Consider the following 24,903-nt stretch of genomic DNA (forward strand, 5'->3'; position numbering starts at 1 on the left):
CTAACCTTTTACCACCAAATTTACAAGCTTTCCTTGCACATAAATTTCTTTTACAAGCTCTTTTCCTTCAAGCCATTTAGATACGGCTTCTTTGGCCGATTTTAAAATTTCAGCCTCGCTAGCGTTGCTTGGCACTTCAACCTCGCCTCTTCTTTTACCATTTACCGTAATGGCTAAATTTAGGCTATCTTTTTCAAACACCTCTTCTTTTATCTCAATAGTGCCAAAATTTGCTTTGTTAAATAAATTTTGGCTTAACTCGTTTGCGATATGAGGCACGATCGGCTCAAGCAAATTTAGTATGATAAAAAACGCTTCAGTAGTTACATCTTCGTTGTTTTGCGCGTTTACCGCGTTTAAAGCCTCCATGCACGCAGCTATGAGTGTATTAAAAGTAAAGCTTTGAGTATATACCTCTTGAGATTTCTTAAGTGCCTCATAGACTTTCGCGCGAGCGTATTTTTCTTCTTTATTAAGTTCAGAGTGATTAATTTCGGGAATTTTAGAGCACTTTTTAACGCTTCCTGCTTTATCATAAAGCCTATTTAAAAATCTAAACGCACCTTCAACTGCGCTATCGTTCCATTCAAGCTCTTTTTGAGGAGGTGCGGCAAATATTATAAACAGCCTTGCGGTATCGGCTCCGTAGTTTTTAATGATATCGTCAGGATCTACTACATTGCCTTTGCTTTTACTCATCTTTTTACCGTCTTTTAGCACCATTCCTTGAGTAAGCAGTCTTTCAAAAGGCTCATCATCACGCAAATACCCAAGATCTCTGAGCGCCTTTTGGAAAAATCTCGCATATAAAAGATGTAGTATCGCATGCTCTATCCCGCCGATATACTGATCGACGTTCATCCAGTAATTTACGCTCTTTTCATCAAAGGCTTTTTCATTCCAAGTCTTATGATCACTTGCATATCTGGCGAAATACCAGCTGCTCTCAAAAAACGTATCCATAGTATCGGTCTCACGAATTGCATCGCTGCCGCATTTTGGACACTTGGTATGTTTCCAGCTTGGATGTTTATCAAGAGGATTGCCTTCACCCGTTATCTCAACATCATCAGGCAGAGTAACAGGCAGATTTTTTATATCTTCACAAACTACGCCGCATTTATCGCAATGAATCATAGGAATAGGCGCACCCCAATATCTTTGGCGAGAAATTCCCCAGTCGCGAATTTTAAAATTTACAACTCTTTTTCCGATCTTTTCGCTCTCAAATTTTTCTATGATCTTAAGCTTTGCTTCTTCGTTATTTAGCCCATTTATAAGTGGCGAATTTATACAAATTCCACTTTCAATAAATGCTTTTGAGCTGTCCGCTTCGCTATCAATAGGCTTAATTACCCATTTAATAGGCAAGCTAAATTTACTAGCGAATTCAAAATCTCTCTCATCATGCGCAGGAACCGCCATAACGGCCCCGCTTCCATAGTCAGCCAAAACAAAATTCGCCACCCAAACAGGCACTTTATCGCCCGTTAAAGGATGAATTACGTAAATTCCTAAAAAGACACCGTCTTTTTCGCTTGCTTGGCGCTCTCTTGGGCTTTGATTTAGCATCGATTTTATTTTCTCATTTGCCTCATCGCTTAAATTTCCGCTCTCAAGCAGCTTTTTAACTATCTTGTGTTCAGGAGCAAGTGCAGTATAGCTAACTCCGTAAATCGTATCGGGACGAGTAGTAAAAACCTCAAATCCTTGAATTTCTCCACCCAAAAGATCTTTTGAAGCCTCATCAAGGCTAAATTTAAACTCTAGACCAAAGCTCTTTCCGATCCAGTTTTCCTGCATGGTGATTACTTGATTTGGCCACTTATCTTTTAATTTTTCAAGATCGGCCAAAAGCTCCTCGGCATAATCGGTTATCTTTAGATAATACCCCGGCAACTCACGTTGGATGACGCTATTTCCGCATCTCCAGCAGCAGCCATCCTCAACCTGCTCGTTTGCAAGAACGGTTTGATCGTGCTCACACCAATTCACCACGGCATTCTTGCGGTAAACAAGTCCCTTTTCATACATTTTGATGAAAAATTCCTGCTCGTATTTGGTGTAAAGCGGATCAGACGATGCAAATTCACGGTTTTTAGAAAATGAAAATCCAAGAGAGTAAAGCTCTTTTCTCATATAATCGATATTTTCATAAGTCCAAATTTTAGGATGAATTTTATGCTGTATAGCCGCATTTTCGGCAGGCATGCCAAAGCTGTCAAATCCTATCGGATGAAGCACGTTATAGCCTTGCTTTCTATAATATCTTGCCAGTACGTCGCCTATTGAGTAGTTTCTTACGTGCCCCATGTGGATACGTCCGCTCGGGTATGGAAACATGCTTAATATATATTTTTTAGGCAAGCTATAATCATCCTTTGGCTCAAATTCTTCATCTTTCAACCAAATTTCTTGCCATTTTTTCTCAATTTTTAAGGCGTCATACTTCAAATTTTCAGCCATTTTATCTCCTAAAATTCTTCTTGAGTCTTACTTGCTTCAACTAAAACAAGCGAAAGTGAAAAAAAGTTTGCGATAGCAGCGCCGATTGCAAGCGAATAAACAACGGTCATATTTCCTGTTGTTTGAAGCACTACAAACGCAGGTATAAGGTGCAAATCAGCCACAAGCGAACTAGCGAACAGCTCGGCTGATAAGACATTTTTTACACCGATTTTAAGCAATGTAGAGACTAAATTTACGCTTGCCGCTACAAATAGCGCTATCTCGTTTTTATCATACAAAAAGCCCGCCGTAGTCGTTAGACTCATCAGCGCGAAAAATATATAAACAACTTTTCCCCAGTTCATAAATCCTCCTTACACAACGCCTTTTTCAAACATAGCCCTATGTCGCTCTCGCTCTTTTCTTGCTTTCATCTTTTCAGCCTCTTTGGCTCTATAGTTATCTACGCTAAATTTAAACCAAAGAAGTATAGGAGAAGCGATATAAATAGAGCTGATAGTACCTGCTAAAATTCCCACTATAAGCGCTAAGGCAAAGCCGTTTATCATGTCGCCGCCATAAAGGAATAATATAACAACGACAACCAAAGTCGTTCCTGAGGTTAATATAGTCCTTGAAAGAGTTGCGGAAACCGATTCGTTGATGATAACGTCAAGATCGGAGTTCTTGCTGGTTTGAATACCCTCTCTAATGCGGTCAAATATGATAATAGTATCATTTAGCGAATATCCAACCACCGTAAGAATAGCCGCAAGAGTGTCTAAATTCACATCTATGCCAAAAAGACTAATGGCTCCAAGAGTAATTACAACGTCGTGAATTTCAGAAGCGATAGCCGCCATGGCAAATCTCCACTCAAACCTAAATGCTATATATAGTAAAATTCCCACAAGAGATATGCCGATAGCCATCATTCCCTTTTGTCTAAGCTCGCTTCCTACCTTTGGTCCTACGACATCTACACGGCGAATTTCAAATTTGCCCGTATCTTTAATAAGCTCGCCTACACTAGCGCCCACGTCGCTTCCGATACTTGAATTTGAAGACGAAAATCTAATAACAACTTCACTGTCAGAGCCGAATTCGGTAACCGAAGCGTTTTTAAACGTCTCATCGGTAGCAAGTGCGGCCCTAATCTTATCAAGAGGCGCTTTGTTTTCATATTTTACTTGTATAAGCGTTCCGCCGGAAAAATCAATACCGTAATTTAGCCCCTTGGTAACAAGCAAAAAAATCGAACCGAAAAACAAGATAGCGGAAAACGCAAGAGCGATATAACGCTTGCCCATAAAATCATAAACATGTGCTTTTGAAAAAATTTGCATTATTATCCTCTCTTGTAACCAAACCAAATTTGCGTATTGCCACTTTTTTCTATCCTATTCATAAGCGCGTCAAACATTCCGCGAGTGCCGAGTATGGCGGTAAGCATGGAAGCTAGGATACCTATACTCATAGTTACGGCAAACCCCTTAACGGGACCCGTGCCGTATGCGTAAAGAACTGCAGATGTTATGAGGGTGGTTAAATTTGCGTCTATTATCGCGCTCATGGCATTTTCATAGCCCTTTTTGACGCTTGCCGCTATACCGTGCCCGTCTCGTAAAAATTCCCTTATACGCTCGTTTATAATTACGTTTGCGTCAACCGCCATACCTATGGTTAAAACCACGCCCGCCATGCCAGGCAGGGTTAAAGTGGCACCAAACATGGCCATAACAGCAACAAGTATCAAGATATTTGCGATCAGAGCAAAATTTGCCAAAATTCCCGCAAATCCGTAATAAACTATCATAAATAGCACTACAAGCACTCCTGCGCTTGCAAGAGCCGTCATGCTTTGATTAATGCTATCAGCGCCCAAACTTGGCCCGATGCTCCTTTTTTCAAGCATCTTTACAGGAGCCAAAAGCGCACCGCTTCTAAGAGCGATAGCCACGTCATGAGCTTCTTCTACGCTAAATCCGCCACTTATCTGTCCGTTTCCTCCGCCTATGCGCTCATTTATGACAGGTGCGGAATAAACCTTGCCGTCAAGCACTATAGCAAGACGCTTGCCGACATTTGCACCCGTAAAATCACCAAAAATTCTAGCACCTTCTGCATTTAGCGTAAAGCTGATCACGGGAGCGTTCGTGCGCTGATCAAAAGCCACTCTGGCGTCAGTTAGCATAGAGCCGTCAAGAACGGGGATATTTTTTACTACGTATTTTTGTTGCTCATTTTTAACGTCAGGATAAACGATACTACCGTAGCTTTCGGCCTCTGCAGCACTTAGAGTATTTGCTTGAGGTTGTCTTTTCTCATCAAGAGCCATCAGTTGCAAATGCGCCGCTTTTGCGATTAGCTCTCTAGCGCGTTGCTCGTCCGCTTGTGTTTTTACGCCCGGAAGCTCTACAAGTATCTTTTCTTCGCCTTGTCTTGCCACGGTAGGTTCTGCTAAACCAAACTGATCAAGCCTGTTTCTTATGGTTTCAACAGCTTGATTTATGGCATACTCTATCGTTTCAGCCTTTTCGCTATCACTTAGCCTTATGGTGTATTTGAGGGCTTCTTTGGTTACATCAAGCCCTTTTATTTCCTTAAGCATGTCATCTATCTTGCGCTGATCATCGCTATCTAAAAGCTCAAAATTTACATAATCTTGGCGAATTTTGAAGTTATCTATCAGGATATCTTCTTTGCCTGCATAGTAGTTAATGCTTGAAGCGATTGATTTCACTTTAGAGTGTATCGCCTCCTCGGTCTCTACGCCAAGTAGCATATGAAGTCCGCCCTGAAGATCAAGCCCGAGGCTAATCTTAGCTCCGCTCATATCCTTAAAAAACGAAGGTGCGGAAAAGCCTATACCTAAAACTAAAGCGATGATAAATATAACGAGCCTATACGTTACCTTTGCGCTACGCATTGACTTTGGTCTCGATTTTTCTAGCGACAAACTCGCGTCCTATGCGCACTATTACATCGTCATTAAGTTTAACTTTGATAAAATCGTCTTCAGGTTTTATGACTTCACAATAAAGTCCGCCCGCAGTGATGATCTTATCGCCCTTTTCTAGGGCTGAAAGCATCTTTTGATGCTCTTTTTGCTGTTTTTGCTGCGGTCTGATAACCAAAAAGTAAAAAATCGCGAAAAGCACGATCAGAGGTAGTAATGAAGCTAAAAAATTGCCTTCTTGCATTGTATTCCTTAGTAAAAAATTTTTTAATCAAATATTTTAGCACTAAAATTATAAGAAAAGCCTTTTTTAGTGCATTTTTGATATCAAATTTTATATTTCTTTCGCTTTTTGATTCTGAAGTGCTAAATTTCATCTCGCCGTTTCTTGCTATTTTGGGCTTTTACCTACTTTTTAACTTCAATCGCTATGAGTTTTTTACGACAGGATTTTTCGTAGGAATTTTGTGGTTTTATTGGATCAGTTTTAGCCTTATTTATTACGACTTTGGCTACCTAATCCCGATTGAAATTTTATTTATCGGTATCGTGTATGCAATTATGTTTTTTATCGCAGGAATTCCTAATCAAATTTGGCTTAAAGCGATCTTGCTTATTTTAATTTCAAATTTGCATCCGTTTAATTTCAACTGGCTAAATTTTGAGGCGATATTTGTTGTTGGAATTTTTAAGCCGAATTTATACGGGCTTGTTTTTGTATTTGTTGCGATTTTATCGCTGTTTTACATAAAAACCAAGCTTAAATTTTTAGCTTTCATCACGCTTTTACTTTTTGCTGTTCAGTATGATGATGCTAAAGCTAAAATTTTACCTTTTGAAGTAGCTCTTACAGCCACAAATGTCCCTCAAGCTTTAAAATGGGAAAAATCACTTAAAAACGAGTTTATAAATGAAAATTTAAAGATGATAGATGAGGCGATAAATGAGGGCAAAAGAGCCATAATTATGCCTGAAAGCGTATTTCCGACATTTATGACGCAGGAGCGAAATTTAACTGCCGAGCTTAAAGAGAAATCTCAAAAAATCGCTATCGTCGCAGGCGCTCTTGCTTACGAAAATTCTCAAAGCTACAACTCTACTTTTTTCTTTGATAAAGGCGAAATGAAGCGCTTTGATAAACTTGTGCTAGTACCCTTCGGCGAAGAAATTCCGCTTCCAAATTTTATGAAAAATTTGATAAATAAGCTCTTTTTTGACGGTAGTAAGGATTTTAAAACCGCAAATTCGGTTAGCGATTATGAGATAGACGGAGTTAAAATTCGCAATGCAATCTGCTATGAAGCTACGCGAGACGAGCTGTTTAAGGGTGAGTTTGACGTAATGATAGCTATCACAAACAACGGCTGGTTCGTGCCTTCAACGGAGCCAAATTTACAACGCCTTTTGCTTAAATACTACTCAACTAAATACAACAAAACGATTTATCACAGCGTAAATGGCTCGCCATCTGAGATAATCACGCCAAAACGCGGCTTGTTCGATAAATTTTTTAAGTAATTTTTACTAAATTCAGGCGTTATTACGCTTGTGAAAAAGTAGCTGAATTTGCAATGCTACGTAAAGTATACAAGCTGCCACAATAGCTAAAAATATAAGATCAAACATCATCTGCCAAAACAGCTCACCGGGAAACTTCAAAATCCATTCGTATCCGGGCGAGTTTCTTGGCTTACGATATCCGATATCATAACCCGTAAAATCCCTATTTGTCAAAAAACAAACCCACAAAATACAAAAAAATGAAATAAAAACTCTTACTACGGGATTTTCTTTTCTTACTTCTTTTATCGCGCAAGCTTTATTTTCTTTACTGCCACACAGCAAACAAGCCGCAACGAAACCCGTAAGCGTGACAACTTTCACGATCCCCATATAAGCGATATAAAATGCAGCTTTTTGCGTAAAATCAGTATGAGTAAAGGCGCGCTCAACGGCGGGATAAATTTCAAGCATAGCCTCCACAAACCAAAACGCAAGAGACGAGTGCGACAGCACGTCAAAAGGCAGAATAAAAATGCCTAGCGCCAAAAGAAAATAAAAAATGCAAAGTCCAAGTAAAACGAGTCTGAGCGTCTTGCTTTTGCCGTTTTGATTTATCGCCGTTTGCATTTTTAAATCTCTTTAAATTTTGCCGCGCGGTTTTTTAGGTAAAATTTAAGATGCAAAGCTAGGCGAATTCTCATACAAAGCCTTAAATTTGAGGGTAAATTAAGCCCGCGTTAAATTTAGCGGGCTTGCGAAAATTATTTAATCAAAGCTTTAAATGTATCTATCGCGTCAAGCTTCTCCCAAGGATATTTAGCATTTCCGACTTGTCCTTTTGCGGCTACCTTTGCATATAAAAACGTATCTTTGCCGGGTTTATCAAGTCCGAATTTGTCCTTTATCCAGCGTGGAGTCAAAGAGAAATTTTCGCTTACAAACGCAGATAATTTATCGTCATTTACGCCTTCTATATGCGTTCCCATAGTATCTACACTAACGGAAGTAGGCTTAGCAACTCCTATAGCATAGCTTAGCTGCACTATGCACTTTTTAGCAAGTCCTGCAGCAACGATATTTTTAGCTATCCATCTAGCGGCATATAGTCCGCTACGATCAACTTTCGTATAGTCTTTTGAGCTCTGAGCGCCGCCTCCTATCGGAGCGTATCCGCCAAAGCTATCTACGATAAGCTTTCTGCCTGTTAAGCCACTATCATGAAGAGAACTGTGATTTACGTATCTGCCTGTAGGATTTATATAAATAAGCGTTTTTTCTTTTTTGTAAAGCTCTTTTGGTAAATTTGAGCCATCTATAAGTTCTTGCACAAGAGCTCTAAGCTCTTCTATCTTCATTGTCTCTACGCAAGGAGCCGAAACCACTATGGTATGTATGCTTTCTGGCTTACAATTTTCAAAGTTATCCTTAGTGCCGTAATCAATCGTAACCTGAGTTTTGATATCAACTCCAAGCTTATCAGGATTTGCCTTGGCAAATTTATATACTTTATCGCAAAGCATTCTTGCGTAAGTTATAGCTGCGGGCATGTATTCGCTCGCTTCGCAACTTGCAAAACCAAACATTATGCCCTGATCGCCTGCCCCTATCTCGCCGCTAGCTTGATCTACTCCTTGATTGATATCGCTACTTTGCTGATTAATGCAAACCTTAACTTCGATATCATCAGGGTGCAAACACTGCTCTTTAGTGAAATTTGACTTGCCGTCATACCCTATTTTAGCTAGCGCATGTTTGACTATGGCTTCATAATCCTTAAAGCTTAATTTTACTTTCGAATTTATCTCTCCGCCGATTATTACGTTTTTGCCCGCTACAAAAACCTCGCTTGCGACTCTTCCGTTTGGATCTTGAGTCAAGATGGTATCCACGATGCTATCTGCTATGATATCTGCGCATTTATCGGGATGCCCCGGGCTTACGACTTCAGATGTAAATAGATACATATTTTTCCTTAAAATGGGTATTTTTGAAACTTTGAAATTGTAACATTTCAAAATAAAATCCATATTAATCGCTTAGAATTTGTTTAAAATTTCAGGTTTGTTTGCTATACTAGGCTTTTTCAAATTTAAATTTAAGGTAAACACATGAGTGCAGTTTGCAATATGGCAAGAAAATTTGCCGACGGAAACCTAATCGTTCAAATTCTAATCGGAATTCTTCTGGGCGCCGTTATAGGCTTTTGGGGTAATGCCCAAGTTGTTTCAGGCGGCGAATCTGCCGAACTTGCTAATAAAATCGTAAATTCCATCTCGATACTTGGAAACTTGTTTGTCGGCGCTTTAAAAGCAGTTGCTCCTATCTTGATCTTCGTTCTTGTTGCAACTTCGATAATAACCAAAGACTTTGGCAACGCAAAAGGCATGCAAAAAGTCGTTGTTTTATATCTTATTAGTACATTTTTAGCAGCTTGCGTTGCGGTTGCGGCCAGTTTTCTTTTCCCTGTCGAACTTGTGCTAAAAGGAGTCGAGAGTGCCGCCATGAGCGCACCTCAAAACGTAGTTGATGTCTTAAAAGATCTTATGTTTAAAATAGTTCAAAACCCTCTTCAGGCTATAGCTACGGGCAACTATATAGGTATCATCGCTTGGGCTGTTGGCGGCGGTATAGCCATGAGAGGATGCTCGGCTGAGACTAAAAAAGTATTTTCAGACGTAAGTGAGGGAGTTACTAAGATAGTAAGATTTGTTATTCGTTTAGCACCTTTTGGCATCTTTGGACTTGTTGCTATCAGCATACACGAAACAGGATTTGAGGCTCTTAAAGGCTACTTCAAGCTAATCGCCGTTCTGGTAGGAGCCATGCTTGTAGTTGCGTTTATCGTTAATCCGATTATAGCTTTTGTAGTAACTAAGAAAAATCCTTTCCCTCTTATCATGACTTGCATCAAAGAAAGTGCTGTAACAGCGTTTTTCACAAGAAGCTCGGCTGCAAACATCCCTGTAAATATCGCACTTTGCAAAAAGCTTGGTCTTAAAGAGGAGCTTTACTCTATCTCTATACCGCTTGGAGCTACTATAAATATGGCCGGAGCTGCCGTTACTATCAGTATCCTTGCGCTTGCTGCAGTAAATTCTATCCCTGAGATAACGGTAACTTTTGGTGATGCTTTACTTCTTAGCTTCATTTCAGCTATTGGTGCTTGCGGAGCATCAGGTGTTGCCGGCGGATCGCTTCTTCTTGTGCCTCTTGCTTGCGCGCTTTTTGGAATTTCAAACGATATTGCGATGCAAGTTGTTGCTATCGGATTTATCATCGGCGTTATACAAGACTCGGTTGAAACAGCGGTAAACAGCTCTTCTGACGTTGTATTTACGGCTATCGCTTCACAAACTACAGAATAAATATTTAATAAATTTAGCGTCTTTTTGGCGCTAAATTTCCTCTTTTAACTATAACTTTTATAAATTTAAGACAAATTTTGTGTAAAATACTCTAAAAATTTTAAGGAAAATATATGACGAGTTGGGATCTAAAACCTCTTTTTAAAGATGAAAAAGAGCTTGAAAAATCAGCATTAAACTTAAAAAAAGAGTGTGAAAAATTTGAAAAAAATTATTCGGATAAATTTGCAAATTTAAACACAAATGAATTTTTAAAGGCGTTTAGCGAGTATGAAAAACTGCTTGCTAAAATTTCAAAAGTTATGACTTATGCCTTTTTGGTATTTGCTAAAGACACTTCAAAAGGAGCGTTTTACGCTAAATTTGAAGAGATTGCCACAAAGGCTCAAGAAAATTTGCTCTTTTTTGAGATCAAATTTAACGAATTTGAAGATGAAAAACAACAAGAGATTATAAAAGCTTCAAAAACCCATGGATACTATTTAAGCAATCTTGCCAAGTCAAAGGCTCATCAGCTGAGCTTAAAAGAAGAGCAGGTCTTGCTTCGCACGGCAAATACCGGAAGAGACGGCTTTGCAAGACTATTTGACGAAACAATGAGTAATCTTAAATTTAAATTCAAAAATGAGCTTTTAAGCGAAGAGCAAATTTTAAGCAAGCTTCACGATAAAGATAGAAGCGTGCGCAAGCTTGCAGCCAAATCGTTAAGCGATACGCTAGCTAAAAATCAGCATTTGCTTGGATACATATATAATATGATAAAAACTAGCCTAAAAACAAGCTGCGAGCTACGCAAATACAAAAGCGCCGAAGAGCCAAGACACGAAAGCAACCAGATCACAAAGCAAAGCGTAGATGCGCTAATAAAAACAGCTGAGAAGAATTTTAATTTAGTTAGTAAATTTTATGAGAAGAAGCGTAAAATTTTAGGCTACAAAAAGCTTTATGATTACGATAGATACGCACCTCTTGAAGGAGATGGCGAGTATAAATTCGACAAATGCAAACAGATAGTTTTAAAAGCGTTTAACGACTTTAGTCCCGAATTTGCAAAGATCGCCAAAAGAGCGTTTGAAGAAGGCTGGTGCGATGTCTATCCTACTCCAAACAAGCGCGGAGGAGCATTTAGCCACTCAGGCTCAAGCGACGCCCATCCTTATGTGCTGCTAAATCACACGGACGGCAGAAGAGATCTGTTTACCTTGGCTCACGAGCTGGGCCATGCGATACATCAGCATTTATCTTACAAGATAGGTTACTTAAATTCGGATACGCCGCTTACTACGGCCGAGACCGCATCGGTATTTTGCGAGATGCTTGTGTTTGACTACATCAAGAAAGATTTAAGCGATAAAGACAAAATTTCACTTCTGGCAGGAAAGATAGAAGATATATTTGCCACGCTTTATCGCCAGATAAATTTTACTACTTTTGAGCGCAGAGTTCATGCGTATGAAGGCGAAATTTCACTTGAGGAGCTAAACAAAATTTGGCTTGAAGAGAGCAAAAAGATGTTTGGCAAAAGCGTTACCTTAAATGATTATTATAAAATTTGGTGGAGCTATATACCGCACTTCATACACTCGCCATTTTATTGCTATGCATACTCTTATGCGCAACTTTTAGTCCTTGCGATATTTGGGCTTTACAAGAGCGGAAAATGTGAAAATTTCGTGGAAATTTATACCGAATTTTTAAGTCTTGGCGGAAGCATGAGCCCAAAAGATATGGTTGCAAAATTTGGCTTTGATATAGAGAGCGAAAAATTTTGGGATATCGGCATAAAAGAGGTTAAGAAGCTTGTTGATGAATTTGAGGAGTTAAAATGCTAGAGGATATCTTAGACGACGAGAAATTTGGACTGCTTATGAAAATGCACGTTTATGAGTGCATTGATTATCTTTTGCAAAACGATCAGCCGTTTTCCGTGATGGCAAATTTGGACTTGGTTAAATTTAATCCCGAGCTACCCACAGAGATAAGCTCGGCGTTTAGGCCTCCGGTGATAGTTTTTACACTTGACGGATATACGTTTCAAAGTGCAAAACTTAGTGGGGATGAGCTTAGCTTTGAAGCGGGTTTTGGGGCGGACAATTTCGCCTCTTTCGTTAGCTTTCCGCTTGGCGCGATAGTTCAAATTTTGGTTGAAAACAGCCCGATTTTAATAAATTTTGCAATTTATAAAGAAAAAGGAAACAAAAACAAAACGGAAAAATCCATGTCAATGTTCATGTCAAATCCAAAAAATAGAGAGCTTTTCAAGAAATAAATCCGTTGCAAAACGGATTTATTATTAAATTTTAAAATTGAAAGCCGTCTTTGATCTTTATAAAGTTATTTAACGCCTCTTCATTTTCCTTAAGAGCAGCAGCATAAACCGTTCTTACAAGCTTTATTTTATTCATTTTAATTTCAAATAGCTTTCCGCTTTTAATATGCTCTTCAACCAAAAATCTAGGCACAAACGTTACATAATCATCTGCAAAGTTGTTTAGTATCGCACGCTGAACCATTATCGAGCCGTCAAGCAAATAAGCGCTTTTTAAATCAGCGTAATTAATACCGTATTTGCTAAAAAAGTCGTTTAGATAAGACTTGGTTCTATCTTTAATAAATTTAAATTTATAAAGCTCCTCAAGCTTGACGCTATCTACGAGTTTTTTGTTTGAGACCAAGATAATTTCGTAGTCAAAGAGCTTTTTGGTAATCAAATTCTCATCAAGCGACTGCTCCAAGATGATACAGATATCGCTTCTTCTGTCTTTTAAATGCGCGATCAGTTCGTTTTGCTCTTTTATCCTTATATCAAGCTCGGCGTCAATCACTTCTGAAATTTTATCAAGCATAAGCGGCATAAAAGTCTCGCCTATGAGCTGTGTAGTTGAGATAACAAGAGGCGCTTTATCGTTTTTGATATGAGAAATTTCATCCTTAAACCTAAACATTGCATTTTCAAAGCGAAGACAGAGTTTGTAAAATTTCTCACCCTCTCTGGTTAAGATTATGCCGTTTTTCTTACGCATTATAAGAGTTACTTTTAAGATTTCCTCAAGCTTTTTGATCTGTAAAGTAACTGCCGGTTGAGAGATACCAAGGGACTTTGAAGCTTTTGAAAAGCTTCTTTCTTTAACTATCTCCATGAAAGTGTAAATTTTACTAAAATCGTTAATCATACTCTTGTTCTCTTTTCTTTTTTTAAGATAACATAATATTATTAAGAAAAATTATAATATCACGCATCGAATAATTATAGTAATAAATACTAAAATTACACTGAAATAGATATTAAAAACACTGATTTTTAAGGTTGTTGTGTTACAATCTAAATACACTAAATATATTTCTTGGAAATTTAATGGAAAAATTTTTAAAATCTTTAAATGATAAACAAAGAGAAGCGGCAACTCATTTAGACGGCGCTATGCTTATACTTGCAGGCGCAGGAAGCGGCAAAACAAAAACGATAACCACTCGCCTTGCCTATCTTATAAGCGAAGTAGGTATAGATCCTGCAAATACACTTACTCTTACTTTTACAAACAAAGCCGCAAACGAAATGCGAACAAGAGCTATAAATATGCTTGGCGAAAACAGTAAAAATTTAACTCCCCTGCTTTGCACCTTTCATAAATTCGGGCTTTTATTTTTAAAATTTTATATAGACAATCTCAACCGCAAAAATAGCTTTGTAATAATCGATACCGATGATAAAAAAAGAATTTTAAAAAGCTTTGAAAGCCAAATTCCAACCCCTGCCCTATCAAGCGAAATTTCAAATTTTAAAAACTCTCTTTTAAGTGTTGAGGATGTATTTGCAAATTTAAGCCTTTATAGTGACACGTCCAAAAACAAAGACGGATACTATCTTAAGATCGCAAATTCATACAAACAATACGAAGAGTATCTAAGCTCAAACAATCTTGTTGATTTTGACGATTTACTCTGCCTAACCTATAAAATTTTAGATCAAAACGAAGGCTTGGCTGACGAAATTTCCAAAAGATACCGCTATATAATGGTAGATGAGTACCAAGACACAAACGATTTGCAGTATAAGCTACTTCGCAAGCTGTGCAAGACTCACGAAAATATCTGCGTAGTAGGCGATGATGATCAAAGCATCTATGGTTGGCGAGGTGCAAAGATAGAAAATATCTTAAATTTCAAAGATCAATTTAAAAACACGAAAATAGTAAGGCTAGAGCACAACTACCGCTCCACAAGTGCGATTTTAAAAGCTGCAAACGAGCTCATAGATCACAACAGGAACCGCCTTGGCAAGAAGCTTGTAAGCACTAAAGAAGCAGGCGAAGAGATAGTGTTTCTAGAATCAAACGATGAGAGTATGGAAGCTAGCAAGATAGCAAAGCATATAAAAGATCTTTTAAATAAAGGCGTAGATGCAAGCGATATAGCTGTTTTATACCGCATAAACGCCCTTTCTCGCTCGCTTGAAGAGGGTCTTAATAAAGAAAAAATCCCTTACAAAATGGTCGGCGGAGTGAAATTTTATGAAAGAGCCGAAGTTAAAGACGTCATCAGCTACCTAAGGCTTATCACAAATGAAAACGATGATTTTTCAATCAAGCGCATCATAAATCGCCCAAAACGAGGACTTGGTAAAGTAAGTCTAGCCAAAATAGAAAAGATAGCCTACGAAAACAAAATTTCCATTTTTGAAGCGATTTTAAATTTAGATGAAAAAGATGAAGCGTTTAGCAAAAAAATCATATCCACACTTAACGAATTTGTCCTAAATTTAAAAGATCTGAAAGAGTGCGACTCTTTATATGAGCTCATAGATAAGCTTGAGGCGAAATTCGGTATCAAAAAATACTACGAAAGCCTGCCTGACGGAGCTGAAAGAGTAGCAAACATCGATGAATTTTATGCGATGATAAAAGATCAGATAAAGCAAAATCCAAATTTCGAGCTTGAAGAATTTTTAAATGAACTAACTCTTCAAAGCGAGCAAGATGGCATAAGCGAAGACGCCATATCAATCATGAGCATACACGCAAGCAAAGGGCTTGAATTTGATCATCTTTTCGTAATCGGTCTTGAGGAGGGATTTTTCCCGCTAATCGGCGAAGGAAGCGACATAGAAGAGGAGCGAAGACTGGCTTATGTAGCCATAACAAGAGCCAAAAAGACTCTCACGCTAAGCTGCGTAAATTCAAGATTTTACAAAGGGCAGCGCACAAGGCTTGAAAGAAGCAGGTTTTTAAATGAAGCGGGTGTATGCTCCGGAAGCATTATAATCCAAACGCAAACTTCAAACGAATATAAAAAAGGCGATTTGGTAAAACATAAAATTTTCGGCATAGGTCGCGTTACAGGCGTTAGCAAAGTCAAAAAAGAGCTTAAACTCAGCATAAATTTCGGCGGCATAGAGCGTGATATCATGTCAAGCTTCGTTGAAAAAGTCGTATGAACGCAATTTTTGTTGCAAATAAACCCATAGGAGTTAGTTCAAACCGCTTTTTAACACGCTTAAAGCGTAAATACGGCGTGAAAAAGGCAGGCTTTTCAGGCACTCTTGATCCTTTTGCAAGCGGGTGTCTTTTAGTAGCGCTCGGAAGCTATACTAGATTTTTTAACTACATAAATAAAACGCCAAAAGTTTATATAGCTACCATTTGGTTTGGGGCGCAAAGCGAGAGTTTGGATAATGAAAATATAAGCGAAGTAAAAAACGTAAAAGAGCTAAATTTAAGCGATATAAAGCGAATTTTAAGCGATTTAACCGGCGAGATAGCTTACACTCCTCCAAAATTTAGCGCAAAACATATAAACGGCACAAGAGCCTATAAACTAGCTCGCGAAGGAGTAGAATTTAAGCTTAAAGAGCAGATCATGAGAGTATATGAGGCTCAAATTTTAAGATATATGCATCCGTTTTTAACGGTAAAGCTAAGTGTAAATGAGGGCTCATACATCCGCTCTTACGCGCAAATTTTAGCCTCAAAACTAGGCGAAGTAGCTACACTTAGCGCGCTTCATAGAGTAAGCGAAGGTGGGCTAAAATTTGAAAACGAAAAATTCCTCAATCCTCTTGAAATTTTAAACCTACCGCACAATGAATACCTAGGCGATATAGGCGACTTAATGGACGGCAAGAAGCTAAGCGTGGCGGATTTCAAAGAGAGAGAAAATAAAATATATTTAATATCTTTTGATAAATTTTTAAGCATCATTGAGATAAAAGATCAAACGGTTACGTACCGATTAAACAAGGCTAAACTATGCTAATACTTTCAAGGAAAGAAGAAGAGAGCATACTTCTTGGTAAGGATATCAAGATCACGGTCGTTGGCATATCAAAAAGCGGCGTTAAGCTTGGTATAGAGGCTCCTAAAAATATGATTATACTACGCTCCGAGCTTGCTCAAGAAGTTGCAAGCAAAAATAAAGAGGCTATAAATTTAGCCGATGATGCAAGTCTAAGCGAGCTTAGTAAAAAAATACAAAAATGAAAAGCTTTGCAAAGATAAATATCTTTTTAAAAATTATCGGAACCAGAGGAAACTATCATGAGATAGTTTCTAGGTTTGTGCTTTGGCGCAGGCTTTTTGACGAGATAAATTTCGTTCGCTCGGACAAATTTAGCGTAGAGTGCAATAATCAAAACATAAAAAACAATATAGTCTTAAAAGCAAAAGAAGCACTAGAAAACGCAGGCTTTAAAGACGAGCTTAATGAATTCTTTAGCTCGCATAAAATAATCATTAATAAAAACATCCCGATAGGCGCAGGACTTGGCGGCGGAAGCAGTAACGCAGCGACATTTTTAAAGATGACAAACGAGGAGCTTAATTTAAAAATTCCTCGCGAAAAACTTTACAAGATAGCCGAGCAAATCGGAGCTGACGTGGCGTTTTTCGTAAGCGACTTTGAGGCTGCAAACGTAAGCGGTATAGGCGAAAAAATAGAGGAATTTAAAGATGAAATTCCAAGTTTAGAGCTATTTACTCCTGAAATTTTCGCTTCAACTCCTGCGGTTTATAGCGAATTTAGAACAAATTTTATAAACAAGATAGACGCAAATTTAGCGAATAAAATGTCAAATTTGACTAGCGAGCAACTGCTTGCAGGCTATAAAAATAGCGAACTAAACGATCTTTATGCACCATGCTTTAAACTTTATCCGCAAATGCAAAAATATAAAGATATGTTTTTAAGCGGAAGCGGAAGCAGCGTGTTTTGTTTGAAATGAGAGAAAAATGGGCAAGGACTTAGCAAAAAATAAAAAAGCGCTTCATGATTTTACTATACTTGAAACTTTTGAAGCGGGTATCGTACTAAAAGGTAGCGAAGTAAAGGCTTTGCGCGCAGGAAGGGCAAATCTAAAAGACAGCTTCGTGCGTGTGATAAAAGGCGAGATGTTTCTGCTAAACGCTCACATCAGCCACTTGGATACGACGCATTCGCACTTTAGACCCGATGAAAGAGCGCCAAGGAAGCTTTTAATGCACAAAAAGCAGATAGATAAGCTGTTTGGCGCGGTTACGCAAGAGGGGCTAACGCTGGTTGCGCTGGTACTTTATCTAAACGATAAAAATATAGTTAAAGTAAAAGTTGCTCTTGCAAAAGGTAAAAATTTGCACGATAAGCGCGAAAGTCTAAAAAAACGCGAAGCCGATAAAGAGGCTCGTGCCGCCATGAAAAGATATATCTAACCTTGCAAATTTGAGCGTTTTTTCGTAAAATCTACAAAAACTAAAAAGGAAAGAGATGAAAAAGATATTTGTAGCGCTTTTATGTGCGCTATTTTTAGTAGGTTGTGGCAAAGAGGATGAGAGCGCAAAAGCTCCTAAAAAAATAGAAGGATACAAAACAGGTGAAGAGATTAAGCTTACAAGCGTATTTGGCAAAGACCTAACTCTAAAAAGAGTTGATGGCGGATTTGTGATAAAAGGCGATGAAAGCAAAATTATTATGTTTGATATCTTTGGAACTTTTTGTCCGCCATGTCAAAAAGAAGCGCCTGAACTTATGGATTACCAGCTTAAAAACGACAAAGATTTCATACTTATCGGACTTACTCATTTTGAAAACGTAACAAACGAGTACGTAATCGAAAATTTCGCACAAAAATACAACGCTTACTATTTCATATCAAACGATATGCCTATAAATGACAAGATAAGCGCGCAACTGCTTGAAGACATTAAATACCCGCGTCTTGAATCGGTGCCGATTAAAATGGTGCTTAAAAACGGCATTTATCAAACGCTGACCGATATCGGAAGCGGGAATTTCGGAGTGCCTTACTATCTTGGCGGAATTCACATGGGCAAGCTTGAAAAGGATATGGAGCGCATTAGAAATGCCAACTAAAACAGGCAAGCAAGAACACGAATTTACAAGCCTAAAAGACAAATTGGAGTTTCCGAAGAAATTTAAAGTCATCTTGCTAAACGATGATGTTACTAGTATGGATTTTGTGGTTGATGTATTAACGCAAATTTTTCATCATAGCGCCCAAAATGCTATAACGATAATGCTTAAAGTGCATAATGAAGGAAGTGCGATTTGTGGAGTGTATCCTAAGGAAATTGCACTCAGCAAGCAAGAAGAAGTGCGCAAGGCTGCCATTGGCGCCGGGTATCCTTTAAAAGTAAAGGTTGAGGAGGAGGAGTAATGCTGGATTCAAATTTAAGCTATTTTTTAGAAAAAGCGGAGCAGTTTGCTTACTCGAATTCTCACGAATACTTAACTAGCGAACACATACTCTTCGTACTTATAAATCTAAACGAAGAGAGCAGAGATATACTCATAGCAGCTGGTCTTAACGATATGGAGTCTCTTAAAAACGACTTAAAAAAATATCTTTCGCAAAATAACGAGCGCATAACGCCGGTTAAACATCCTCGCATGACTCTTTTGCTGGAGCAAATTTTCAAAGAGCTTGGAGATGAAGTAAAAACTCAAAATAAAAATATCGGAATAAAAGATCTGCTCTATAAAATCGCCACAAGTAAGGATAGCTTTTGTGCAAAAGCGCTTGAATTTTATGGGGTTGAAGCAGACAAGCTAAAACAAGAAAAAGAAGAAAAAGGTGACAAAGCTCAAAATTTATCAAAATTCTCTATAGATTTAACTGATCTTGCAAGAGAGGGCAAGATAGATCCGCTTATCGGAAGAGAAGTTGAACTTGAACGCATGATGCAAACCTTAAGCCGCAGAAAGAAAAACAATCCCCTGCTTGTAGGAGAAGCGGGTGTCGGAAAAACTGCCATAGTTGAGGGCTTAGCGCTTAAGATTGCAAATAAAGAAGTGCCCGATAAGCTTCAGGATGTACAAATTTTCGCTCTTGACTTGGGCGCTATGATAGCAGGCACAAAATATAGAGGCGACTTTGAAAAACGCCTAAAAGACGTGATAGATGAGGCAAGCGAGCAAGAAAACGCGATAATCTTTATAGATGAAATTCACACGATCATAGGCGCGGGCTCTACAAGCGGCGGAAGCCTCGATATGTCAAATTTACTAAAACCTGCCCTTGCAAGCGGTGCTCTTCGCTGTATCGGCGCTACTACTTATGCGGAATACAGAAGCTTTTTTGAGAAAGAAAAAGCTCTCTCAAGACGCTTTGCAAAACTTGACATAGAAGAGCCTAGCATAGATGAGAGCTTTGAAATTTTAAAAGGACTTAGAAGCAAATACGAGAAATTTCACGGTGTAAAATATAGCGATGAAATTTTAAAACTAAGCGTGGAGTTAGCTAAAAAATATATAAACGATCGCTTTTTGCCCGATAGTGCCATTGATCTAGTAGATGAAGTCGGAGCCAGCCTCTCGCTAAAACAAGCCAAAAATACCAAGGTCAAACAAAGCGATATAACCGCGGTCGTAAGCAAGATAGCAAACATCCCTGATACAAATTTAAAGACTGACAATATCTCATTCCTTAAAAATTTAGAAAGCAAACTAAAATCTGAAATTTTCGGTCAGGATAGCGCGGTTAAAACTCTAGCCGATGCGATCAAACGTTCATACGCAGGGCTTAAAAACCCAACCTCTCCGATCGGAGTGTTTTTATTTACAGGCTCAAGCGGAGTCGGTAAAAGCGAGCTAGCCATATCGCTGGCAAGAAATTTAAGCATAAATTTCGAGCGCTTTGACATGAGCGAATACATGGAAAAGCACAGCGTTTCAAGACTCATCGGAGCACCTCCGGGGTATGTCGGCTTTGAAGGTGGAGGCATGCTTACAAATGCTATCAAAAAGCATCCTCATAGCGTGATCTTATTTGACGAGATCGAAAAGGCAAACGACGAGCTTGTGAACGTATTTTTACAAATTTTTGATAGTGCAAGCCTAACCGACAATACCGGCGCAAAGAGCGATTTTAGAAATACCATCATCATAATGACATCAAATTTAGGCTCAAAAGAGGCTCCTAAAATGGGCTTTAGCAAGGATGAAAGCGGCAAAGCAGACAGTGCGGTTAAAAATTTCTTTAGTCCGGAATTTAGAAATAGAATCGACGCGATAGTGCATTTTAACGACCTAAACGAAGACGTGCTAGCTCTCATAACTCAAAAGATACTAGATGAGATAAGCGCAAGCTTGCAAGATAAAAAAGTGGTCATCAAAGCCGACATGAAAGCCAAAAAATACCTTTGGAAAAAAGGATACAGCAAGGAATTTGGCGCTAGAAATCTAAAACGCGTGGTCCATGATGAAATTTCAACCAAGCTTAGCGAGGAAATTTTGTTTGGCAAGCTTAAAAACGGCGGTGTTTTAAATATCGGTGTAAAAGACGGCAAATTAGATTTTAAATTTGATAAATTAGCAAAATAAAACAGATAAGAGCGAGCCTGGAAGTGGAATTTACAAGAATTTACAACTTCCCCGATCCAAGCCTTGCTCCTTCAAATGCTCCGCTTTGCATAGGCGGGGATTTGAGCATTGAGGCGCTTTTACAAGCTTACGACAAAGGAATCTTTCCTTGGTTTTTACCGCACGAGCCGATATGCTGGTGGTGTCCAGATCCACGAGCAGTGCTGTTTCCAAAAGATATCAGAATCCAAAAAAGCATAAAATCCGCACTTAAAAAATTTAACGTCAAATTTGATCACGACTTTGCAAGTTTTTTACAAATTTGCAAAAACGAACGCGCCGCAAAGGAAGACACTTGGCTAAGCGATAACATCGTAGAAGCCTACATAGCGATGTTTGAAGCCGGATATGCTCATAGCGTGGAAGTTTATGAAGATGAAAAACTAATCGGCGGACTTTACGGGCTAGTTTTTGGCAAAGTCTTTTGCGGAGAGAGCATGATAAGCCTAAAAACAGGCGCTTCAAAAGTCGCTCTCATAAAGCTTTGCGAGGCTTTAGGCAAATTTGATTTTATGATTGATTGTCAAGTGATGAATGATCACCTTAAATTTATGGGCGCAAAAGCTATGAAGCGCGATGAGTTTTTAAAAAGATTTGAAATTTTAAAAAAAGAGACAAGCGGATTTGAAAATTTCAAAGATTTGGAAAATTTAGTTTAAAATTTAGAATTTTAGGAACAAAACTTGCTTGTAAATCTAGTGAAATTTAATCAAAAAGGCTAAAGATGTTTGCAGGAATATCAAGTTCAAAATCAAAACAGCTAGTAGAAAGCGCACTGGCTAGCAGAAATTTGCGCCAGCAGCTCATATCAAGCAATATCGCAAACATCAATACGCCGTTTTATAAATCACGCGATATCGCATTTGAAAGAGCTCTAAGCGAAAGAGCAGCTGAAATTTACGGCAAAAAAGAAAGCAAAGAGCTTGAGCTTGCCAATACTGACGAGGCTCATTTGCCAAAAGTAAAATTTCCGGACTCAAAGCTAGCTACGATCTTTCTTCGTGACGGACACATGGCTAGAAATGACGGCAACACAGTCGATCTTGATGTAGAGACAACAGAGCTTAGTAAAAATGCGATCATGATAACTGCACTTGATAACGCAATGAAGCGCGATAGCGCGAACTTTAAAAGCGTGATTGAAGCAAGTAGCAAGATTTAAAGGAAATTAAGATGAGTTATTTAAGCGATTTTGATATAAGCGGATACGGACTAAGCGCACAGAGATTTAGAATGAACGTAATTAGCTCAAACATAGCTAATGCAAACACTACAAGAACGGCTGAAGGCGGACCTTATCGCCGACGCGAAGTGATATTTAAAGCGGTTGATTTCGATAGCACGCTAAATGAGCAAATCGCAAAAAAAACAAACATGCTTGAGTATGAAAACCCGCTTGATGACAGCTTTTGGCAAAAAGACGCAAAACCTGCTATAATGAGCGTCGTAGTTGATAAAGTGGTGCGCGACGATAAGGATTTTAAACTAAAATACGATCCAAGCCACCCCGACGCCAACGCACAAGGATACGTCGCATATCCAAATATAAATCCAGTCATCGAAATGGCTGATCTGATCGAGGCTACAAGAGCCTATCAGGCAAACGTCTCTGCATTTCAAAGCGCAAAGACGATCGCTCAAAGTGCGATAGAACTATTAAGAGGTTAATAAAAATGACAAATATAGATAAAATCAGCTCTGTTGCTTCGCCATTTAAAAAAGAAAATGCAAATTTAACTCAAAAAAGCCAAAATGAATTTGCAGCCATGCTTGATAATTCGCTTAAAGAGCTAAACGAAGTACAAGTAAATGCCGATAAGGCAATCGCCGATCTAGCAACAGGCGAAGTAAAAGACCTTCATCAAGCCGCAATCGCCATAGGCAAGGCAGAAACCAGCATGAAACTAATGCTTGAAATTCGTAACAAAGCGCTAAGCGCATACAAAGAGATATCAAGGACACAAATTTAGCCTTAAATGAATTCCAAAAAATCAAAAATTTTAATTTTATTTTCACTAATTGTATTTGGGATATCTATATTTTTAGCGGTTATCTTTTATAGGGCAAACATCGAAAGACGCTTGCCAAAGCTTGAAACAAGCGAAGTAAACACCGCACTTCGCGGCAATATAGTCACAAAAGACGGATTTAGCGTCGCAAGTAGCCAAAAACTTTATAAAGTAATGGTCGATACGAGAAATATCGATCCAAACAAAAAAGATCTCTTTGTTAAGCTTTATTCGCTTTACAGCGGAGATGATCCAAAAAAAGTTAAAAAAAGCATAAACAGCACAAAAGGTCTTGTAACTCTCTCTTACAAGATCGACTCCAAAGGCGCCGCTTACCTTCAAGAGCTTGCAAGAAAGCTATACAGAAAGAAAATTTTTGTGCCTTACGAAGATCCTAATACCGGCATAGCCTCTCTTCGTGGCATGAGTATAGTCGAAAGCGGCGAAAGCAGGCAGTATATGGCAAAAGACGCCTTAACTCCGCTTATAGGCTACGTAAAAAAGATAGAAAAGGAAAATATCACCAAAGTTACCGGCGTAAAAGGTGTTGAGAAGTCATACGAATACTACATTTCGGCTATTCAAGATGCTAAAATTTTAGGGCCCAAGGATATCGGAAATAATATCATCTTAACAAGCGATTCAAATTTAGCCAACCGTGTAGATGGGTATGATACCATCTTAACCGTTTCTCTTAAATTCCAAAGCGCGTTAGAACAAATCATAGACGAAAGAAAAGAATTTCTAAACGCAAAAGAGATAATTGTAGGCGTTATGGAGTCTAAAACCGGCGAACTGTTGGCGCTTGCAACTACTTCAAGATACAATCCTTCAAATATAAAAAAGCAAGATTATAAATCCTTAAATTCATCGGCAACCGAATATGCTTACGAGGTGGGTTCGGTATTTAAGCCGTTTATTTTTGCACTTTTGCTTGCCGAAGATAAGCTAAATCCCTTCGAGCGCATAAACACCTATAACGGCAAATATCAGCTTGGCAAACGTATAATAAGAGATACTCATCCGCAGCCCTTTATGACCGCAGAAGACGTGCTTGCGCACTCATCAAATATCGGCATGATACAAATAGCCCAGCGTCTTGAAGGCTCGCAAATTTACTCGGGGCTTTTAAATTTCGGCTTCACGCAAAAAACGGGTATCGATATGCCGTACGAACAAGTGGGCAATATGCCTCCCGTAGCAAAGCTAAACTCGCAAATTTATAAGGCAACTATCAGCTACGGATACGGGCTTCAGGCGACTTTTATACAGCTTTTAAAAGCATATAACGTCTTTAACAACAAAGGAGTTATGGTAACGCCAAAAGTTGTGAGCTCTCTTTACAAAAACGGTAAATTTTATGTAGTAAACAATCCTGAGCCTACGCAGGTACTCACTCAAGATGTAGCAAAACGCATGAAGCGAATACTCATCAAAGCCGTTGAGAGCGGAACGGGCAAAAAAACAAAAACTCCCGGACTTGAAATAGGCGGCAAGACAGGCACGGCTCACATCGCGTCAGCAGGCGGTTATTCAAACAGATATAACGGTTCGTTTTTTGGATTTGTAAATGACAGCGAAGGCAACAGCTATACTATCGGGGTTTTAGCAAGAGAGCCGAAGAAACCATACTATCACTTTGGAGCTCAAAGCGCCCTACCCGTATTTAAAAAGACGGTTGATCTGATGATCGAAGAGGGATTTTTAAAACCAAGCGATGAGAATTTAACCCAAAATAAAAACGCCAAATAAAATCTTAGTCTAATAAAAA

Annotated in this window: 25 protein-coding genes; 17 read left to right on the forward strand and 8 right to left on the reverse strand. The window is 38.7% G+C overall.

Annotated features, from left to right (window positions below; genetic code table 11):
• From leuS to yajC, 5 genes are read right to left on the reverse strand one after another with little or no spacing between them, the layout of a single operon-like run.
• Window positions 1-2,466, reverse strand: coding sequence for a leucine--tRNA ligase (gene leuS, locus CDOM16188_RS06520; RefSeq protein WP_172200516.1), 2,466 nt, complete (start codon window positions 2,464-2,466; stop codon window positions 1-3).
• 8 nt (window positions 2,467-2,474) lie between these two features.
• Complete coding sequence (locus tag CDOM16188_RS06525) at window positions 2,475-2,813, reverse strand: DUF6394 family protein (protein ID WP_169942044.1); 339 nt, start codon at window positions 2,811-2,813, stop codon at window positions 2,475-2,477.
• Window positions 2,814-2,822: 9 nt separating this feature from the next.
• Entirely contained in the window at window positions 2,823-3,794 is a 972-nt protein-coding gene (gene secF, locus CDOM16188_RS06530) for a protein translocase subunit SecF (RefSeq protein ID WP_172200518.1), read from the reverse strand.
• A 2-nt stretch (window positions 3,795-3,796) separates the two neighbouring features.
• Entirely contained in the window at window positions 3,797-5,377 is a 1,581-nt protein-coding gene (gene secD, locus CDOM16188_RS06535) for a protein translocase subunit SecD (protein WP_172200520.1), read from the reverse strand.
• Window positions 5,370-5,651, reverse strand: coding sequence for a preprotein translocase subunit YajC (yajC, locus tag CDOM16188_RS06540; RefSeq protein WP_172200522.1), 282 nt, complete (start codon window positions 5,649-5,651; stop codon window positions 5,370-5,372). Before yajC ends, secD begins: the two co-directional genes overlap by 8 nt.
• Between yajC and CDOM16188_RS06545 the strand changes: the two genes are divergently transcribed.
• Window positions 5,624-6,925: an apolipoprotein N-acyltransferase gene (locus tag CDOM16188_RS06545; RefSeq protein ID WP_172200525.1), complete on the forward strand. Its 1,302-nt coding sequence runs from the start codon at window positions 5,624-5,626 to the stop codon at window positions 6,923-6,925. The two genes, yajC and CDOM16188_RS06545, sit on opposite strands and share 28 nt — an antisense overlap.
• Window positions 6,926-6,937: 12 nt before the next feature.
• On the opposite strand, the gene CDOM16188_RS06550 is transcribed toward CDOM16188_RS06545, so the two are convergent.
• Both CDOM16188_RS06550 and metK read right to left on the reverse strand, forming a co-directional pair.
• Window positions 6,938-7,537 (reverse strand): hypothetical protein, encoded by a 600-nt coding sequence (locus tag CDOM16188_RS06550; protein WP_172200528.1) that lies wholly within the window; start codon window positions 7,535-7,537, stop codon window positions 6,938-6,940.
• A gap of 134 nt (window positions 7,538-7,671) precedes the next feature.
• Window positions 7,672-8,874 carry a methionine adenosyltransferase gene (metK, locus tag CDOM16188_RS06555; RefSeq protein WP_169942032.1) on the reverse strand — a complete coding sequence of 401 codons (1,203 nt, stop codon included), beginning with the start codon at window positions 8,872-8,874 and terminating at the stop codon, window positions 7,672-7,674.
• A gap of 144 nt (window positions 8,875-9,018) precedes the next feature.
• Here metK and sstT point away from each other — a divergent pair, with 144 nt between their 5' ends.
• The 3 genes from sstT (at window position 9,019) to CDOM16188_RS06570 (ending at window position 12,544) form a co-directional block, all read left to right on the forward strand.
• Complete coding sequence (sstT, locus tag CDOM16188_RS06560) at window positions 9,019-10,275, forward strand: serine/threonine transporter SstT (protein WP_172200531.1); 1,257 nt, start codon at window positions 9,019-9,021, stop codon at window positions 10,273-10,275.
• Between the two features lie 113 nt (window positions 10,276-10,388).
• A complete protein-coding gene (locus tag CDOM16188_RS06565; protein WP_172200534.1) occupies window positions 10,389-12,107 on the forward strand; it encodes a M3 family oligoendopeptidase in 1,719 nt (572 codons plus the stop codon).
• On the forward strand, window positions 12,101-12,544 hold the full coding sequence (locus CDOM16188_RS06570; protein ID WP_172200537.1) for a hypothetical protein: 444 nt from the start codon (window positions 12,101-12,103) through the stop codon (window positions 12,542-12,544). The genes CDOM16188_RS06565 and CDOM16188_RS06570 overlap by 7 nt, the downstream gene beginning before the upstream one ends.
• A gap of 31 nt (window positions 12,545-12,575) precedes the next feature.
• Here the strand turns inward: CDOM16188_RS06570 and CDOM16188_RS06575 are convergent, their stop codons facing one another.
• The gene (locus CDOM16188_RS06575) at window positions 12,576-13,448 is read right to left on the reverse strand and encodes a LysR family transcriptional regulator (RefSeq protein WP_172200540.1); all 873 of its coding nucleotides are present in this window, start codon (window positions 13,446-13,448) and stop codon (window positions 12,576-12,578) included.
• Between the two features lie 182 nt (window positions 13,449-13,630).
• Here CDOM16188_RS06575 and CDOM16188_RS06580 point away from each other — a divergent pair, with 182 nt between their 5' ends.
• The 13 genes from CDOM16188_RS06580 (at window position 13,631) to CDOM16188_RS06640 (ending at window position 24,884) form a co-directional block, all read left to right on the forward strand.
• Window positions 13,631-15,709, forward strand: a complete 2,079-nt coding sequence (locus tag CDOM16188_RS06580; protein ID WP_172200543.1) for an ATP-dependent helicase — start codon at window positions 13,631-13,633, stop codon at window positions 15,707-15,709.
• The gene (gene truB / locus CDOM16188_RS06585) at window positions 15,706-16,527 is read left to right on the forward strand and encodes a tRNA pseudouridine(55) synthase TruB (protein WP_172200546.1); all 822 of its coding nucleotides are present in this window, start codon (window positions 15,706-15,708) and stop codon (window positions 16,525-16,527) included. The genes CDOM16188_RS06580 and truB overlap by 4 nt, the downstream gene beginning before the upstream one ends.
• Window positions 16,521-16,751, forward strand: a complete 231-nt coding sequence (gene csrA, locus CDOM16188_RS06590) for a carbon storage regulator CsrA (protein WP_172200549.1) — start codon at window positions 16,521-16,523, stop codon at window positions 16,749-16,751. Before truB ends, csrA begins: the two co-directional genes overlap by 7 nt.
• The gene (locus CDOM16188_RS06595) at window positions 16,748-17,491 is read left to right on the forward strand and encodes a 4-(cytidine 5'-diphospho)-2-C-methyl-D-erythritol kinase (RefSeq protein ID WP_172200552.1); all 744 of its coding nucleotides are present in this window, start codon (window positions 16,748-16,750) and stop codon (window positions 17,489-17,491) included. Before csrA ends, CDOM16188_RS06595 begins: the two co-directional genes overlap by 4 nt.
• 7 nt (window positions 17,492-17,498) lie before the next feature.
• Window positions 17,499-17,954: an SsrA-binding protein SmpB gene (smpB, locus tag CDOM16188_RS06600; protein ID WP_172200569.1), complete on the forward strand. Its 456-nt coding sequence runs from the start codon at window positions 17,499-17,501 to the stop codon at window positions 17,952-17,954.
• Between the two features lie 55 nt (window positions 17,955-18,009).
• Window positions 18,010-18,615, forward strand: a complete 606-nt coding sequence (locus CDOM16188_RS06605) for a TlpA family protein disulfide reductase (RefSeq protein ID WP_172200572.1) — start codon at window positions 18,010-18,012, stop codon at window positions 18,613-18,615.
• Window positions 18,605-18,919: an ATP-dependent Clp protease adaptor ClpS gene (locus tag CDOM16188_RS06610; RefSeq protein ID WP_172200575.1), complete on the forward strand. Its 315-nt coding sequence runs from the start codon at window positions 18,605-18,607 to the stop codon at window positions 18,917-18,919. Before CDOM16188_RS06605 ends, CDOM16188_RS06610 begins: the two co-directional genes overlap by 11 nt.
• Window positions 18,919-21,084, forward strand: coding sequence for an AAA family ATPase (locus CDOM16188_RS06615; RefSeq protein ID WP_172200578.1), 2,166 nt, complete (start codon window positions 18,919-18,921; stop codon window positions 21,082-21,084). Before CDOM16188_RS06610 ends, CDOM16188_RS06615 begins: the two co-directional genes overlap by 1 nt.
• Before the next feature lie 23 nt (window positions 21,085-21,107).
• Window positions 21,108-21,782, forward strand: coding sequence for a leucyl/phenylalanyl-tRNA--protein transferase (gene aat, locus CDOM16188_RS06620; protein WP_172200581.1), 675 nt, complete (start codon window positions 21,108-21,110; stop codon window positions 21,780-21,782).
• A gap of 65 nt (window positions 21,783-21,847) precedes the next feature.
• Window positions 21,848-22,285, forward strand: a complete 438-nt coding sequence (gene flgB, locus CDOM16188_RS06625; protein ID WP_169942006.1) for a flagellar basal body rod protein FlgB — start codon at window positions 21,848-21,850, stop codon at window positions 22,283-22,285.
• Window positions 22,286-22,296: 11 nt separating this feature from the next.
• Window positions 22,297-22,791 (forward strand): flagellar basal body rod protein FlgC, encoded by a 495-nt coding sequence (flgC, locus tag CDOM16188_RS06630; RefSeq protein WP_172200584.1) that lies wholly within the window; start codon window positions 22,297-22,299, stop codon window positions 22,789-22,791.
• 5 nt (window positions 22,792-22,796) lie between these two features.
• The gene (gene fliE, locus CDOM16188_RS06635; protein WP_172200587.1) at window positions 22,797-23,093 is read left to right on the forward strand and encodes a flagellar hook-basal body complex protein FliE; all 297 of its coding nucleotides are present in this window, start codon (window positions 22,797-22,799) and stop codon (window positions 23,091-23,093) included.
• A 6-nt stretch (window positions 23,094-23,099) separates the two neighbouring features.
• Window positions 23,100-24,884: a penicillin-binding protein 2 gene (locus tag CDOM16188_RS06640; RefSeq protein ID WP_172200590.1), complete on the forward strand. Its 1,785-nt coding sequence runs from the start codon at window positions 23,100-23,102 to the stop codon at window positions 24,882-24,884.
• Window positions 24,885-24,903 lie beyond the last annotated feature (19 nt).

The organism is Campylobacter sp. RM16188 (assembly GCF_012978795.1).
Classification (GTDB): Bacteria; Campylobacterota; Campylobacteria; order Campylobacterales; family Campylobacteraceae; genus Campylobacter_A; species Campylobacter_A canis.

Bases quoted from the DNA above. Each gene is read 5' to 3' on its own strand.
- leuS (WP_172200516.1), bottom strand. From the start codon at position 2,466: ATGGCTGAAAATTTGAAGTATGACGCCTTAAAAATTGAGAAAAAATGG.
- CDOM16188_RS06525 (WP_169942044.1), bottom strand. From the start codon at position 2,813: ATGAACTGGGGAAAAGTTGTTTATATATTTTTCGCGCTGATGAGTCTA.
- secF (WP_172200518.1), bottom strand. From the start codon at position 3,794: ATGCAAATTTTTTCAAAAGCACATGTTTATGATTTTATGGGCAAGCGT.
- secD (WP_172200520.1), bottom strand. From the start codon at position 5,377: ATGCGTAGCGCAAAGGTAACGTATAGGCTCGTTATATTTATCATCGCT.
- CDOM16188_RS06545 (WP_172200525.1), top strand. From the start codon at position 5,624: ATGAAGCTAAAAAATTGCCTTCTTGCATTGTATTCCTTAGTAAAAAAT.
- yajC (WP_172200522.1), bottom strand. From the start codon at position 5,651: ATGCAAGAAGGCAATTTTTTAGCTTCATTACTACCTCTGATCGTGCTT.
- CDOM16188_RS06550 (WP_172200528.1), bottom strand. From the start codon at position 7,537: ATGCAAACGGCGATAAATCAAAACGGCAAAAGCAAGACGCTCAGACTC.
- metK (WP_169942032.1), bottom strand. From the start codon at position 8,874: ATGTATCTATTTACATCTGAAGTCGTAAGCCCGGGGCATCCCGATAAA.
- sstT (WP_172200531.1), top strand. From the start codon at position 9,019: ATGAGTGCAGTTTGCAATATGGCAAGAAAATTTGCCGACGGAAACCTA.
- CDOM16188_RS06565 (WP_172200534.1), top strand. From the start codon at position 10,389: ATGACGAGTTGGGATCTAAAACCTCTTTTTAAAGATGAAAAAGAGCTT.
- CDOM16188_RS06570 (WP_172200537.1), top strand. From the start codon at position 12,101: ATGCTAGAGGATATCTTAGACGACGAGAAATTTGGACTGCTTATGAAA.
- CDOM16188_RS06575 (WP_172200540.1), bottom strand. From the start codon at position 13,448: ATGATTAACGATTTTAGTAAAATTTACACTTTCATGGAGATAGTTAAA.
- CDOM16188_RS06580 (WP_172200543.1), top strand. From the start codon at position 13,631: ATGGAAAAATTTTTAAAATCTTTAAATGATAAACAAAGAGAAGCGGCA.
- truB (WP_172200546.1), top strand. From the start codon at position 15,706: ATGAACGCAATTTTTGTTGCAAATAAACCCATAGGAGTTAGTTCAAAC.
- csrA (WP_172200549.1), top strand. From the start codon at position 16,521: ATGCTAATACTTTCAAGGAAAGAAGAAGAGAGCATACTTCTTGGTAAG.
- CDOM16188_RS06595 (WP_172200552.1), top strand. From the start codon at position 16,748: ATGAAAAGCTTTGCAAAGATAAATATCTTTTTAAAAATTATCGGAACC.
- smpB (WP_172200569.1), top strand. From the start codon at position 17,499: ATGGGCAAGGACTTAGCAAAAAATAAAAAAGCGCTTCATGATTTTACT.
- CDOM16188_RS06605 (WP_172200572.1), top strand. From the start codon at position 18,010: ATGAAAAAGATATTTGTAGCGCTTTTATGTGCGCTATTTTTAGTAGGT.
- CDOM16188_RS06610 (WP_172200575.1), top strand. From the start codon at position 18,605: ATGCCAACTAAAACAGGCAAGCAAGAACACGAATTTACAAGCCTAAAA.
- CDOM16188_RS06615 (WP_172200578.1), top strand. From the start codon at position 18,919: ATGCTGGATTCAAATTTAAGCTATTTTTTAGAAAAAGCGGAGCAGTTT.
- flgB (WP_169942006.1), top strand. From the start codon at position 21,848: ATGTTTGCAGGAATATCAAGTTCAAAATCAAAACAGCTAGTAGAAAGC.
- flgC (WP_172200584.1), top strand. From the start codon at position 22,297: ATGAGTTATTTAAGCGATTTTGATATAAGCGGATACGGACTAAGCGCA.
- fliE (WP_172200587.1), top strand. From the start codon at position 22,797: ATGACAAATATAGATAAAATCAGCTCTGTTGCTTCGCCATTTAAAAAA.
- CDOM16188_RS06640 (WP_172200590.1), top strand. From the start codon at position 23,100: ATGAATTCCAAAAAATCAAAAATTTTAATTTTATTTTCACTAATTGTA.